The following is a 14107-nucleotide window of genomic DNA, read 5'->3' as shown; positions in this document are numbered from 1 at the left end:
GCTTCGAGGAGCGATTCGTGACCATCACCCAGCCCGACCTGAGCGTCTTCGAGACCCTGGAGTCGGAGGTGCGCAGCTACTGCCGCAACTGGCCCACCGTCTTCGACCGCGCCCAGGGCAGCCGCATGTACGACGAGGACGGCCACGCGTACCTCGACTTCTTCGCCGGGGCCGGGTCGCTGAACTACGGGCACAACAACCCCGTGCTCAAACGGGCCCTGATCGACTACCTGGAGCGGGACGGCGTCACCCACGGTCTCGACATGTCGACGACGGCCAAGCGCGGCTTCCTGGAGGCCTTCCAGAACCTGGTGCTGCGGCCGCGCGACCTGCCGTACAAGGTGATGTTCCCCGGCCCGACGGGCACCAACGCCGTCGAGTCCGCGCTCAAGCTGGCGCGGAAGGTGAAGGGCCGCGAGTCGATCGTGTCGTTCACCAACGCCTTCCACGGCATGTCGCTCGGCTCGCTCGCCGTGACCGGCAACGCCTTCAAGCGGGCCGGCGCCGGCATCCCGCTGGTGCACGGCACCCCGATGCCGTTCGACAACTACTTCGACGGCCAGGTCCCGGACTTCCTCTGGTTCGAGCGGCTCCTGGAGGACCAGGGGTCGGGCCTCAACCAGCCCGCCGCGGTGATCGTCGAGACCGTGCAGGGCGAGGGCGGCATCAACGTCGCGCGGCCCGAGTGGCTGCGTGCCCTCGCCGAGCTGTGCAAGCGCCGCGACATGCTGCTCATCGTCGACGACATCCAGATGGGCTGCGGCCGGACCGGCGCGTTCTTCTCCTTCGAGGAGGCCGGTGTCGTGCCGGACATCGTCACGGTGTCCAAGTCCATCAGCGGCTACGGCCTGCCGATGTCGCTGTGTCTCTTCAAGCCGGAGCTGGACATCTGGGAGCCGGGCGAGCACAACGGCACCTTCCGCGGGAACAACCCGGCGTTCGTCACGGCCGCCGCCGCCCTGGAGGCGTACTGGGCCGACGGCTCGGCCATGGAGAAGCAGACCCGCTCCCGCGGCGAGCAGATCGAACAGGCGATGATCTCCATCACGGAGGAGAACCTCGCCGACGTCAAGGAGTACCGGGGCCGCGGGCTCGTCTGGGGCCTGGAGTTCAAGGACAAGGACCGCGCGGGCCGCGTGGCCAAGCGCGCCTTCGAACTCGGCCTGCTCATCGAGACGTCCGGCCCGGAGAGCGAGGTCGTGAAGCTGTTGCCCGCGCTCACCATCACCCCCGACGAGCTCGACGAGGGTCTGCGCACCCTTGCCCGGGCCGTCCGCGAGACCGTCTGACCAGATCGCCGCACACCACGAGAAACACGAGAGAGAGGCATCGCACCACCGTGATAGTCCGTTCGTTCAAGGATGTTGAAGGCACCGACCGGCATGTGAAGGCGGCGACCGGCACCTGGGAGAGCAAGCGCATCGTCCTCGCCAAGGAGAAGGTCGGCTTCTCCCTGCACGAGACGATCCTGTACGCGGGTACGGAGACCGACATGTGGTACGCGAACCACATCGAGGCCGTGCTCTGCGTGGAGGGTGAAGCCCAGCTCATCAACCGGGAGACCGGCGAGGAGCACTGGATCACGCCCGGGACGATGTACCTGCTCAACGGCCACGAGCGCCACACGGTCCGTCCCAAGACCGACTTCCGCTGCGTCTGCGTCTTCAACCCGCCCGTCACCGGACGGGAGGACCACGACGAGAACGGCGTCTACCCGCTGATCACCGAACCCGAGGAGGTGTGACACACCGATGACGACGCTCACCGATCTGTACCCCAGCCGAGGAGCCACCGAAGTGGCCGCGCCCCGACAGGACCCGGTCCTGTGGGGTGCGCCGGGTGAACCCGGCCCGATCACCGTGCCCGAACTCCAGACGTACGAGCGCGACGGCTTCCTCCCCGTCGAGGAGCTGATCACCGAGGACGAGGTCGCCGTCTACCGGCAGGAGCTGGAACGGCTCGTGACCGACCCGGCGATCCGTGCCGACGACCGCTCGATCGTCGAGCCGCAGACGCAGGAGATCCGGTCCGTCTTCGAGGTGCACCGGATCAGCGAGATCTTCGCCCGGCTCGTCCGCGACGAGCGGGTCGTGGGCCGTGCGCGGCAGATCCTCGGCTCCGACGTGTACGTGCACCAGTCGCGGATCAACGTCAAGCCGGGCTTCGGCGCCAGTGGCTTCTACTGGCACTCGGACTTCGAGACCTGGCACGCCGAGGACGGTCTGCCGAACATGCGGACGGTGTCCGTCTCGATCGCGCTGACCGAGAACTACGACACCAACGGCGGTCTCATGATCATGCCGGGGTCGCACAAGACGTACCTCGGGTGTGCGGGGGCCACGCCGAAGGACAACTACAAGAAGTCGCTGCAGATGCAGGACGCCGGCACGCCGTCCGACGAGGCGCTCACCCGTCTCGCCACCCGGCACGGCATCAAGCTCTTCACGGGCAAGGCCGGTTCGGCGACCTGGTTCGACTGCAACTGCATGCACGGTTCGGGCGACAACATCACGCCGTTCCCGCGCAGCAACGTCTTCATCGTGTTCAACAGCGTGGAGAACGCCGCGGTGGAGCCCTTCTCGGCTCCGGTGCGCAGGCCGGAGTTCATCGGCGCCCGGGACTTCACACCGGTGCGCTGACCCCCTTCGCCGCTCGGGTCCCGGGCCGGGGCCGCTCCCCCACGTACGCATGACGTACGGGAGGGAGCGGCCCCGGCCCTCGCCGCGTGCGGGGTCAGCCGGGCAGGACGTCGAGCAGCCGGTCGACGTCGTCCGGGGTGTTGTACAGGTGGAACGCGGCCCGCAGATGGCCCGCCCGGTCCGAGACCTCCACCCCGGCGCGGCTCAACTCGCCCTGGAGACGGCCGAGTCCCGGCACCGAGACGATCGGGGAGTCCGGGGCGGGGACCGGAGTGTGTCCGCGCTCCCGCAGCCCGGCGCGGAACCGGTCGGCGAGCGCGAGGTCGTGCTCGTGGATCCGCTCCACGCCCAGTTCCTCCAGAAGTTCCAGCGAGTGCCGGGCCCCGGCGTACGCGAAGAGTGCGGGACTCTCGTCGAACCGCCGTGCGGAGTGGGCGAGTTCCTCGACCGGGCCGTAGCAGCTGTCCCAGGGCGCCTCGCCCGCCACCCAGCCCGCGAACACCGGGGTGAGACCGCCGAAGTCCTCCGGGACGACGAGGAAGGCCACACCGCGCGGGCAGACGAGCCACTTGAAGGCGACGGAGGAGACGAAGTCGTAGGCGCCCGCGCGCAGCGGCAGCCATCCGGCGGCCTGGGACGCGTCCACGTACGTCCGGGCGCCGTGCTCCCGCGCCGCCTCCCGGATCCCGTCCAGGTCGGCGGTCCGGCCGTCGGCGGACTGGGCCGCGCTGACGGCGACGAGCGCGGTGCCGGAGTGCACCGACTCGGCCATCCGTTCCAGCGGTACGGCCCGGACCTTGAGGTCGCCCCGGACGTGGAAGGGAGTCACGACCGAGCTGAACTCGGCCTCGGCGGTGAGGACTTCGGCGCCCGGCGGCAGCGAGGCCGCGATCAGTCCGCTGTACACCGCGACCGAGGCGCCAGCCGCGACCCGGCGCCCGGGCACGCCGACGAGCCGCGCGAACGACGCGCGGGCCGCCTCGACGTCGGCGAACATGTCGGCGGGCCGCCCGGCCGCCACGGAGTCCACGGCGGCCCGCATCGCGGTCACCGTGCGGCCCGGCAGCAGACCGGTGCTCGCGGTGTTCAGATAGGTGTTCTTCGCGGCGAACTCGGCACGGACGAGGGTCTCGAAGGTCTCCATGCGACCACTGTGGGCCCGGACGATGTCCAGGTCCATTGCTGATTTCTGCGTGGTTCACCCAAGAGGCGCTTATGGATCGCCCCCGACCTGCGTCTTTCAGTGCTGGGGTACGGCGCAGCCGTCCGGGCCGCAGGCCTCGGCACCGTCCTCGGCGCTCTTCCCGTCCTGGATGAGGGTGAGCTGCGGGCGCTCGCCCCAGGCCTGGGTCAGCGCCTGGGAGAAGACCTCGGTGGGCTGGGCGCCGGAGACGCCGTAGGTCCGGTCGAGGACGAAGAAGGGGACGCCGTTCGCGCCCAGCTCGGCGGCCTCGCGCTCGTCGGCGCGGACCTCGGTGGCGTAGGCGGACGGGTCGGCGAGGACGCGCCGGGCGTCGTCCGCGTCGAGTCCGGCGGCGACGGCCAGCTCGACGAGCCGCTCGTCGTCCCCGAAGACGCTGCGCTCCTCGGCGAAGTTGGCGCGGTAGAACAGGCCGATCAGCTCGTCCTGGCGGCCCTTCTCCTTGGCGAGGTGGAGCAGGCGGTGCATGTCGAAGGTGTTGCCGTGGTCGCGGTCCCGGGTGCGGTAGTCCAGGCCCTCGGCGGCGGCCTGGGTGCCGAGGTTCTCCTCGCCGGCCTGCGCCTGCGCCTCGCTCATGCCGTACTTCTTGGTGAGCATGGTGAGCACGGGCTGGATGTCGCCCTTGGCGCGGCCGGGGTCCAGCTCGAACGAGCGGTGCACGACCTCGACCTCGTCACGGTGCGGAAAGGCGTCGAGCGCCTTCTCGAAGCGGGCCTTCCCGACGTAGCACCACGGGCAGGCGATGTCGGACCAGATCTCGACGCGCATTCTTCGGCTCTCTCCAGGTCGTGCGGATACGGGACACCCTCCGGGGTCGCCGGTGTGTGAACGTTCAATCGGCCGGCTTCATTCCCCGACCGTGTACCGCAGAGACACGTGGTGGTCGTCCTCGGCGGGCAGGTGACCCGGGTCCGGCACCCAGCCGAGGCGGGCGCAGAAGGCCCGCGCGCGCCGGTTGCCGCCCGGCACGTCGAGTGTCGCGGTGCGTTTGCCGTCCGCCTGCCACTCCTCCACGCAGGCCGCGTGCAGCGCGGTGCCGAGGCCGGTCCGCCACCGCCCGGGCTCGACGTGGAACTGGAAGAGCCTGACGGTGTCGGAGGGCGCGCCCTCGGCGGTGCGGAACGCGGCGACGCCGACGACGCGGCCGTCCAGCACGAGACACAGCACATGGCCCTCGGGCCGCTCGATCGCGCCCCGCCAGGCCGCGACCCAGTCCGTGCCGTCCTCCGGCACGCCGTCGGGGCGGTACGTCGCCCGGGCCCGCGCGTGCAACCCGGCGACGATCGCCGCCTCGGCGGGCAGCGCGGTCCTGATCATCCGGTGCACGGGGTTCACACGGTCCTGGATCACACCCCCGAGGACGTCCTGGCGGACGACACGGTTCCGCGGCGGCCGGACCGGGCGCGGTGCGCGGCGTCCCTCAGCTGCCGTCGCGCAGGTCGCGGGGCCAGGTCGGGCGGAACTCGATGTCGTCGTACGTCACCACGCAGCCGTCTCCCATCGGGGACTGCGTCATGAAGCCCACCAGTGCCGCTCCGCTCTCCTCCTCGCCGGCCAGCGTGAAGAGACGGATGAAGGTCCAGCGCTTGCCGTCGCGGGAGGCGTGGAAGGCGAAGGCGCGGCCGGTGCGGCTCACCCGGAGCCAGACGGAACTCCCGTCCACAGTGAAGGAGTTGGCGTCGTCGGAGTGGCCGCGGGTGACGACCGTGCAGACGGTGGCCACGTCCGGGGAGTACTCCAGGCAGAGCTTCGCCCAGGCGCGCTCCCCGACGTGGACGTAGAGCACGCCCGCGTCGAAGGAGGCCCCGAAGCCGACCGTCACCCGGGCGATGAGCTGGAAGTCGCCCTCCGGGGAGCCGAGCAGCCGGGGTGCGTCCGACGCCGGGTCGAGCCCTTCGCCGGTGGGCGGCACGAAGCGGTCCTGCCGCGGGCCGGCCCAGCCGGTGAGCACGTCGTCCTCGTACGACCAGTGGCCGTCCGGGCCGTACGTGCGCAGGGAGAAGGGCAGTTCGGGGAGTGAGACGTCCATGGTCCGAGTCTCTCAGGTGGGCCGCGGCGCCGGGGACGGGGTGGTGGGTGGGCCGAGGTGCGGGGACGGGCGTGGACCCGTCCCCGCGTGGTGCTCAGCGCTCCAGGCGTCCGTCGTGGCGCCGGGGCAGGCCCAGCGGGTTGTCGTCGCGCAGCTCCGGCGGCAGCAGCGCCTCGGGCACGCCCTGGTAGGCCACCGGCCGCATCCACCGCTCGATGGCGGTGCCGCCGACCGAGGTGGACGTCGAGGTCGTCGCGGGGTAGGGACCTCCGTGGTGCTGGGCGGGGGCGACGGCGACGCCGGTCGGCCAGCCGTTGACCAGCACCCGGCCGGCGAGCGGCGTCAGCTCGGCGAGGATCTCGGCGCCGCGGCCCTCGCCTGCGGCCTCCTCGGCGGAGAGCTGCACCGTGGCCGTGAGGTTGCCGGGCAGCCGGGACAGGACGGCGCCCGCCTCGCTCGCGTCGGTGTAGCGCGCCACGACCGTGAGCGGCCCGAAGCACTCCTCCAGCAGCAGGTCGTGCTCGCCCTGCGCCGTGAGCCGCTCGGCGGGCACGGTCAGGAAACCGGGGCTCACCGTGTGCTCGCCGCCGGCGCCCGGCGTCACGGGCGACTCGACGTCCGGCAGCGCGGCCCGCTCGGCGACCCCGGCGATGAAGTTGTCCCGCATCCGGTGGTCCAGCAGGACCCCCGCGTCGGTGTCGCTCACGGCGTCGGTCAGGGACTTCAGGAACCGGTCGCCCGCCGCGCCGGCCGGGGCGAGCACCAGGCCCGGCTTCACGCAGAACTGGCCGACGCCCAGGGTCATCGAGCCGGCGAGGCCCGCGCCGATCTCCTCGGCGCGCTCGGCGGCCGCGGCCTCGGTGACCACGACGGGGTTGAGGGAGCCCAGCTCGCCGTGGAACGGGATCGGCACCGGGCGCTGTGCCGCCGCGTCGAAGAGCGCGCGGCCGCCGCGGACCGAGCCGGTGAACCCGGCGGCCGCGACCAGCGGGTGCCGGACCAGTTCGACGCCCGCCTCGAAGCCGTGGACGAGACCGACGACCCCGGCGGGGATGTCGTGCCGCGCCGCGGCCCGGCGCAGCACGGAGGCGACCAGTTCCGACAGGGCGGGGTGGTCGGGGTGCGCCTTGACGACGACGGGGCAGCCCGCGGCCAGCGCGCTCGCGGTGTCGCCGCCCGCGACGGAGAAGGCGAACGGGAAGTTGGAGGCCGAGTACACGGCCACGACACCCAGGGGCACCTTGTAGCGGCGCAGGTCCGGGATCGGCGGGGTCGCCGTGGCGTCGGGGTGGTCGATGACGACGTCGAGGAAGGCACCCTCGTCGACGATCCCGGCGAACGCGCGCAACTGGAAGCAGGTGCGGGCGAGTTCGCCGTTCAGCCGGACGGGGCCGAGCGCCGTCTCCGCGTCGGCGACCTCGACGAGGTGTTCCTTGGAGCCTTCGAGCAGGTCGGCGGCGGTGCGCAGGAACGCGGCGCGGACGGTGCGGTCGGCGAGGGCGGGGCGTGCGGCGTGTGCGGCACGGACGGCCTCGTCGACCTCCTCGGCTGTGGCCTCCACCGCAACCTGTTCCCGCTGCTTCCCGGTACGGGGGTCGACACTCCAGACTGGTGCTGCTGCCACCGCGGGTCCCTCCAGATGTGATGCCGCACTTCTTGTGTCACTCACCAGGGGCGTTCGATATGCTGAACGCTGTCTCTGATGGTGAATATGCTGTTGGAGACTATTTCCCGTCCAACGAAGGGGTCAAGGGCGATGTCGGCAGGCGAGACAGGCGGCGGGGCACAGGTCAAGTCCGCGGTACGGACCGTGGAATTGCTCGAGTACTTCGCCGGCCGCCCCGGAATGCACTCCCTCGCCGCGGTCCAGGAGGCCGTCGGCTACCCCAAGTCCAGCCTGTACATGCTGCTGCGCACGCTCGTGGAGCTCGGCTGGGTCGAGACCGACGCGACGGGCACGCGGTACGGCATCGGCGTACGGGCCCTGCTGGTCGGCACCTCGTACATCGACGGCGACGAGGTGGTCGCCGCGGCCCGCCCCACGCTCGACCGCCTCTCCGACGACACCACGGAGACCATCCACCTGGCCCGCCTGGACGGCACGAACGTCGTCTACCTCGCCACCCGCCAGTCGCAGCACTACCTGCGCCCCTTCACCCGGGTCGGCCGCAGGCTCCCCGCCCACTCCACCTCGCTCGGCAAGGCCCTGCTGGCCACGCACACCGACGAGCAGGTCCGCAAGATGCTGCCCGAGACGCTGCCCGCCCTGACCGAGCACACCATCACGGACCGGGAGAAGCTCATCGAGGAGCTCCGCCAGGTGCACGAGCAGGGCTTCGCCGTGGACCGCGAGGAGAACACGCTGGGGCTGCGCTGCTTCGGCGTGGCGATCCCGTACCGCACGCCGGCTCGTGACGCGATCAGCTGCTCGGTGCCGGTGGCACGGCTCACACCGGCGCACGAGCAGATGGTCAAGGACGCGCTGTTCGACGCCCGTGACCGGCTCACTCTGGCCACACGCCGCCTCTGACGGCTCCCCCGCGCGTGTGCCCGTTCGATGAAGGGCACATGAGAAATGGGTGCGGGCGGGAACGAACCACGCCCTTTCGCTCGTCCTTCCGTACGGCATGAACAAGACGATCAGGCGTGCCGCCGTCTTCACACTGCTGCTCGTCCTCTCCCTGCTGGTGAGGGCGACCTGGGTGCAGTTCTACGACGGCAAGGCACTGGCGGAAGACAAGGACAACCGACGGAACGCGATCTCGCTGTACGCGCATCCGCTCGGGAACATCATCGTGGCCGGTGACGCGATCACCGGCTCCGCGCAGACGAAGGGCGGGGACCTCAAGTACAAGCGCACGTACAAGGACGGCAGCCTGTACGCGGCGGTCACCGGCTACAGCTCGCAGGTGTACGGGGCGACGCAGCTGGAGGGCATCTACCAGGACCTCCTGGACGGCTCGGACGTCCAGCTGAAGAACCCCCTGGACAGTCTGACCAACAAGCGCGCCGACCCCGGTGACGTGGTCACGACGATCGACCCGGCCGTGCAGAAGGCCGGGTTCGAGGCGCTCGGCGACAAGAAGGGCGCGGCCGTCGCGATCGACCCGAAGACGGGCAAGATCCTCGGCGTCGTCTCCACCCCGTCGTACGACCCGACGTCGATCAGCGAGGGCAACGGCAGCCTCTGGGAGAAGCTGACCAAGGACCCCGACAAGCCGCTGGTCAACCGCGCGCTGCGGCAGCCGCTGCCGCCGGGTTCGACGTTCAAGCTGGTCGTGGCGTCCGCCGCGCTGGAGAGCGGCCTGTATGACGACGTGGACGCGAAGACGGACAGCCCGAATCCGTACACCCTGCCGAACACGCACACCCCCCTGAAGAACGAGAGCGCGTCGGCCCCGTGCGAGAACGCCTCGATCCGGGTCGCCCTCCAGTACTCCTGCAACAACGTCTTCGGCAAGATGGCCGTCGACCTCGGGCAGGACAAGGTGAAGGCGATGGCGGAGAAGTTCGGGTTCAACGACACGAAGCAGGACGTGCCGGTACGGGCGTACACCAGCGTCTACCCCTCGGACATGGACAAGTCGTCGACGGCCCTGACCGGCATCGGCCAGTACGACGTCACCGCGACCCCGCTCCAGATGGCGATGGTGTCCGCCGCGATCGCCAACGACGGCGAGCTCGTCTCGCCGCACATGGTGGCCCAGACCAGCGACGCCGACGGTGACGTCCTGAAGAACTACGACGACGACACCGAGAGCAAGCGGATCGTCAGCTCGGACACCGCCCAGCAGCTCCAGTCGGCGATGCGGACGGTCATCGAGCAGGGCACGGGCACGAACGCCCGGATCCCCGGCGTGACCGTCGGCGGCAAGACGGGTACGGCGCAGCACGGCGAGAAGAACAGCAAGACGCCCTACGCCTGGTTCACCTCGTTCGGGAAGTCCGACTCGACCGGCAAGGAGGTCGCCGTGGCGGTGATCGTCGAGCAGTCGGACGCGGCCCGCTCCGAGGTCAGCGGCAACGGCCTGGCGGCCCCGGTCGCCAAGGCGATGATGCGGGCGGCCCTGAAGAACTGAGCCGGCGGTCACGGCCGCGGCGACATGGTCCGCACGACAGGACGGCCCCGCACCTCCGAGGTGCGGGGCCGTCCTGTCGTCCGGGCGGTGCGGTCACTTCACTCCGAGCAGCTGCTCCACCGGGTCGATCGCGAAGTAGACGAGGAACAGGGCGGAGGCGGCCCACAGCAGCCAGTGGACCTCCTTGGCCTTGCCGAGCACCGTCTTGATCAGCACGTACGCCAGGAAGCCCGCGCCGATGCCGTTGGTGATCGAGTACGTGAACGGCATCACGGCGATGGTCAGGAAGGCGGGGATGGCGATCTCGTACTTGTCCCAGTCGATGTGCTTGACCTGGGTCATCATCAGGAAGCCGACGGCGACGAGCGCGGGCGCGGCGGCCTGCAGCGGGACGATCGTGAGGATTGGCGTCAGGAACAGCGCGAGGGCGAACATGCCGCCGGTGACCAGGTTGGCGAAGCCGGTGCGCGCGCCTTCGCCGACGCCCGCCGCCGACTCGATGTACGACGTCGAGGAGGAGGCGGAGGCCGCGCCGCCGGCGACCGCGGCGGCGCCGTCGATCAGCAGCACCCGCCCGAGGTTGGGCACCTTGCCCTCCTCGTCGAGCAGACCGGCCTCGGCGCTGATGCCGACGACCGTGCCCATCGTGTCGAAGAAGTCGGAGAGGATGAGGGTGAAGACCAGCAGGACGACGGTGATCGCGCTGGTCTCGCCGAACGCCCCGAACAGGCTGAAGTGACCGAGCAGTCCGAAGTCCGGTGAGGCTACGATGTCGTCGGGCACCTTCGGGGTGGTCAGGCCCCAGCTCTTGACGTCGGCCGCGGCGTTGATGACGACGGCGACCACCGTCATGGTGACGATGCTGATCAGGATCGCGCCCTTGACCTTGCGGGCGAGCAGTCCGATGGTCAGCAGGACCCCGAGGCAGAAGACGAGAATCGGCCACCCGGCCAGTGCCCCGGTGCCGCCGAGCTGGACCGGCACGGTGGTGTTGGCGGCGTCCGGGATACGGGTGGCGAAGCCGGCGTCCACGAAGCCGATGAAGGCGATGAACAGGCCGATGCCGACGCTGATCGCCTGTTTCATCGCCTGGGGGATCGCGTGCATGACGGCCTCGCGCAGGCCGGTCACCACGAGGACGCAGATGAGCAGGCCCTCCAGGACGATCAGGCCCATCGCGTCGGCCCAGCTCATCAGCGGGGCGATCTGGAAGGCGACGACCGCGTTGAGGCCGAGGCCGGCGGCGAGGGCGAGCGGGAGGTTGCCGCCGACGCCCATGATGATCGTCATGACCGCGGCCACCAGGGCGGTGGCGGTGGTGAGTTGGACGGCGTCGAGGTGGTGGCCGAACTTGTCCTTGGCGCTGCCGAGGATGATCGGGTTCAGGACGAGGATGTAGGCCATCGTGAAGAACGTGGCGAATCCGCCGCGTATCTCCCGGCCGAAGGTGGAGCCCCTCGCGGATATCTTGAAGAACCCGTCGACCCCGCCTGCCGCCGGTGGGGCGGTACTTGGCCGGTCGTCGACCTTCTGCGCTTCGGACATGACGATACTCCTCGATACCTGCGTGCCTGGTGTGCGGATGCTGGCTGGATTGTTCCCTTCCTCAACCACTTTCAGGTTTTCGCTGTGTTACGGAACCCTGGAAACAACCACGTGTTCGTTTTCGACGTCCTTCACGGTGTGGACCTGCCGGCCTGAGCCCCCCTCGCGGCCGGCAGCACGACGCCCCCGCCGGTGACGACCGGCGGGGGCGTCCTTGCGCGGCGGATCAGCTCACGAAGTACGTCGGGTTCGGGAGCTTGTACGTCTTGTCGGCGTAACCGCCGTCGAGGTCCGAGTACTGGTCGCCGAAGTTGCCGACGATGTCGTAGCCGAGGTCCTCGATGTGCTTGCGGGTGCCGGCCTTGTACTGCACGGTCGTGCAGTTCCAGGCGGTGGCGGTGGCGCAACCGCTCAGGTAGGCGGGCGGGTTGGCCGCGTCCTTGAGGAACATGTGGGCGGAGTCGAGGTTGACGTCGACGCCGACCTTCTTCAGGTTCTCGACGGCGGAGGCGCGCTGCGACTCCTTCAGGCCCGAGTTGTAGAACACCTCGACGCCCTTGGACTCGGCGTACTCGACGAGTTCGGGACTGCCGAAGACGGCGGGGCGGTTCGCCTGGGCCACGTAGTCGGCCCAGGTGGTCGAGTTGTACGTGTAGTTGGTCTTCCTCTCGTAGTCGAAGGAGAGCAGCAGGGTGTCGTCGATGTCGAAGACCACAGCGGGCTTCTGGCCCCGGTGGTGGGCCTTGTGGGCGGCCTTGTCGATGTCCCGCCGGGCGGCGGCGTCGACGCGCGCGAGGTCCTTGGCGTACTGGCTGGTGGGCGACGCCTGGTACACCCCGTCGCCGTCGAGCGCGGCGCCGTAGTAGGTGTCGATGTCCTTGACCAGGAGCCCGATGTTGTAGGGCTCGTGCGTCGAGTTGGCCGTCGACTGGTGGGCGGTGGCGGCACCGGATCCGAACAGGGCGGCACCGGCGACGGCACAGGTGGCGGCGACGGCCGCGATACGCAGTGGCTTATGCATGACAAGGTTCTACGCGCGTCACCCCCGTGGATGCGAGGTCCGTTGCCTGATCGATACACACTGCACAGGTGACATGCGTCGCGGTGGGTGCGGGAGCCGCGCCGGCTTCCGCACCCACCGCGGCGAACTCTCCCTGAAAACAGGGGAGTTCGATGTCCTCAGTGGATTCTTCTGGCGCCCGCGCCGTGGTCGACGAGGGCGGGAACGGCCTGCGGGCGATTCACCGTCGTCCGCAGGACCGGTGTCCAGCCGGCGCCGGACTGAAGCGTCTCGGCGGGGATCTGCGCGTTGTGCACGGCGATCAGGTCGGTACGGACGCCGTTGACGACGTTGTCCGCGGCGGTCACCGGCGCCTCCTTCCACTTCTTCAGGACGGTCCCGGTCCCGATCCCGTCCGGCAGGGTGAACGCGTTGTGTTCGGCGACGAGTCGGGACTCCATCCCGATGCCGTAGCTGTAGGCGTAGCCGGCGCCGGCCACGAAGTGGTTGTTGTAGGAGTCGACCTGACCGAAGCGGACCCGCGGAGCGCGCTCGACGAGACCGGTGAACAGGTTGTGGTGGAAGGTGACCTTCAGATGGCCCCGGTCCACGGCCGCGGTCGCCGCGCTGTCGCTGTTGCCGACCAGGATGGTCTTGTCGTGGTCCGCGAACACGTTCCACGACGCGGTCACGTAGTCGGCGCCCTGGACGATGTCCAGTTCACCGTCGTGCTGTTCGTAGATCCGCCCGAAGTACGTCGGCAGCGAGCTGTCCGGGTGGGCGCCGTCGGTGAACGTGTTGTGGTCGAGCCAGACGTGCGTGGCGCCGTGGACGACGGCGCTGTCGTACTCGGAGTTCCAGTTCCCGGTGTCGCCGTCGGTCGGGTCCCACTGCGGGAAGCAGTCGAGGGGGCTCTCGAAGGAGAGGTTGCGGACGATGACGTTGTCGACTCCCTTGATCTGGAGGCTCGCCCCCTTGAACCCCGCGTCGCGCCCGACCCCGACGACGGTGGTGTTCGCGGGGACGTAGGCCTTGACGGCGGTGTCCTGACGGGCGGCGGAGGCGGCCCGGAGGTCCTCCTGTTCCCCGCTGACCACCTGGTCGTAGCCCCAGACGGCCGGGTCGTAGTCGGCCAGGTACCGGGCGAAGTCGTAGCCGGGGGCGGCGAAGGCGTCGCAGCCGTCGGCGCCGGCGTCGATCGTGCCTCTCACCTTGATGATCTTCGGCTCGCTGCCGCCCGCCGCGAGCGCGGCCCGGAACTGCGCCCACGTCGTGACGGTGCGGACCAGCGCCGGCGCGGCGGCCGAGCCGCCGGTGGTTCCGGTCCCCTGGGACGCCCAGCCGTCCCGGGCGGGGAGCGTCTGGCGGGCGGGGTCGCGGGGCCGGGCCTGGGCGGTGGTGCCGGTGACGGCGCAGACGAGAGCGGTGCAGCCGATCAGCGCGACGGTCCGCCGTGCGGCGGCCGTACGCCAACCTATTTCATGTACATGACATGTACGTGCGTTCATGATGCGGCTCTCTCTTTCCTTCGGCTCGGTGGATCGGACGGGTGGCGTGGGCGTTGGGCGCGGGGCCCCGCCACGGGGCGACCGGGAGGCGGCCGGCGGGTCGCCG

At 70.2% G+C, this 14107-nt stretch carries 13 protein-coding genes; 5 read left to right on the top strand and 8 right to left on the bottom strand.

Features of this window, described 5'->3' with window-relative positions:
* The first annotated feature begins 17 nt into the window (after positions 1–17).
* The 3 genes from ectB to thpD are packed head-to-tail and all read left to right on the top strand — an operon-like array spanning position 18 to position 2639.
* Positions 18–1289, top strand: coding sequence for a diaminobutyrate--2-oxoglutarate transaminase (gene ectB / locus OG406_RS30230; protein ID WP_164370508.1), 1272 nt, complete (start codon positions 18–20; stop codon positions 1287–1289).
* Between the two features lie 50 nt (positions 1290–1339).
* Entirely contained in the window at positions 1340–1744 is a 405-nt protein-coding gene (locus tag OG406_RS30225) for an ectoine synthase (protein WP_081223715.1), read from the top strand.
* 7 nt (positions 1745–1751) lie between these two features.
* Positions 1752–2639 carry an ectoine hydroxylase gene (thpD, locus tag OG406_RS30220; RefSeq protein ID WP_164370509.1) on the top strand — a complete coding sequence of 296 codons (888 nt, stop codon included), beginning with the start codon at positions 1752–1754 and terminating at the stop codon, positions 2637–2639.
* A gap of 94 nt (positions 2640–2733) precedes the next feature.
* Here thpD and OG406_RS30215 read toward each other — a convergent pair whose 3' ends face one another.
* From OG406_RS30215 to OG406_RS30195, 5 genes are all read right to left on the bottom strand, one after another.
* The gene (locus tag OG406_RS30215) at positions 2734–3783 is read right to left on the bottom strand and encodes an aminotransferase class V-fold PLP-dependent enzyme (RefSeq protein ID WP_266849313.1); all 1050 of its coding nucleotides are present in this window, start codon (positions 3781–3783) and stop codon (positions 2734–2736) included.
* Positions 3784–3879: 96 nt separating this feature from the next.
* Positions 3880–4608, bottom strand: a complete 729-nt coding sequence (locus OG406_RS30210) for a DsbA family oxidoreductase (RefSeq protein WP_329188810.1) — start codon at positions 4606–4608, stop codon at positions 3880–3882.
* Positions 4609–4686: 78 nt separating this feature from the next.
* Entirely contained in the window at positions 4687–5157 is a 471-nt protein-coding gene (locus OG406_RS30205) for a GNAT family N-acetyltransferase (RefSeq protein ID WP_356004776.1), read from the bottom strand.
* A 103-nt stretch (positions 5158–5260) separates the two neighbouring features.
* Complete coding sequence (locus tag OG406_RS30200; protein WP_164370512.1) at positions 5261–5869, bottom strand: DUF1349 domain-containing protein; 609 nt, start codon at positions 5867–5869, stop codon at positions 5261–5263.
* Positions 5870–5963: 94 nt separating this feature from the next.
* The gene (locus OG406_RS30195) at positions 5964–7493 is read right to left on the bottom strand and encodes an aldehyde dehydrogenase (NADP(+)) (RefSeq protein WP_164370513.1); all 1530 of its coding nucleotides are present in this window, start codon (positions 7491–7493) and stop codon (positions 5964–5966) included.
* A 132-nt stretch (positions 7494–7625) separates the two neighbouring features.
* Here OG406_RS30195 and OG406_RS30190 point away from each other — a divergent pair, with 132 nt between their 5' ends.
* Positions 7626–8399 carry an IclR family transcriptional regulator gene (locus tag OG406_RS30190; RefSeq protein WP_329188805.1) on the top strand — a complete coding sequence of 258 codons (774 nt, stop codon included), beginning with the start codon at positions 7626–7628 and terminating at the stop codon, positions 8397–8399.
* 97 nt (positions 8400–8496) lie between these two features.
* The gene (locus tag OG406_RS30185; protein ID WP_329188804.1) at positions 8497–9948 is read left to right on the top strand and encodes a peptidoglycan D,D-transpeptidase FtsI family protein; all 1452 of its coding nucleotides are present in this window, start codon (positions 8497–8499) and stop codon (positions 9946–9948) included.
* Between the two features lie 93 nt (positions 9949–10041).
* On the opposite strand, the gene OG406_RS30180 is transcribed toward OG406_RS30185, so the two are convergent.
* The 3 genes from OG406_RS30180 to OG406_RS30170 all read right to left on the bottom strand — a co-directional run bounded on the left by OG406_RS30180 (position 10042) and on the right by OG406_RS30170 (position 14001).
* Positions 10042–11493, bottom strand: a complete 1452-nt coding sequence (locus tag OG406_RS30180; RefSeq protein ID WP_267050438.1) for an NCS2 family permease — start codon at positions 11491–11493, stop codon at positions 10042–10044.
* Between the two features lie 226 nt (positions 11494–11719).
* On the bottom strand, positions 11720–12514 hold the full coding sequence (locus OG406_RS30175; RefSeq protein WP_164370516.1) for an HAD family acid phosphatase: 795 nt from the start codon (positions 12512–12514) through the stop codon (positions 11720–11722).
* 158 nt (positions 12515–12672) lie between these two features.
* Positions 12673–14001, bottom strand: coding sequence for a pectate lyase family protein (locus OG406_RS30170; RefSeq protein ID WP_329188802.1), 1329 nt, complete (start codon positions 13999–14001; stop codon positions 12673–12675).
* Positions 14002–14107: the final 106 nt, after the last annotated feature.

The organism is Streptomyces sp. NBC_01428 (assembly GCF_036231965.1).
Classification (GTDB): Bacteria; Actinomycetota; Actinomycetes; order Streptomycetales; family Streptomycetaceae; genus Streptomyces.
This window is presented reverse-complemented; position numbering and strand designations above follow the sequence as displayed.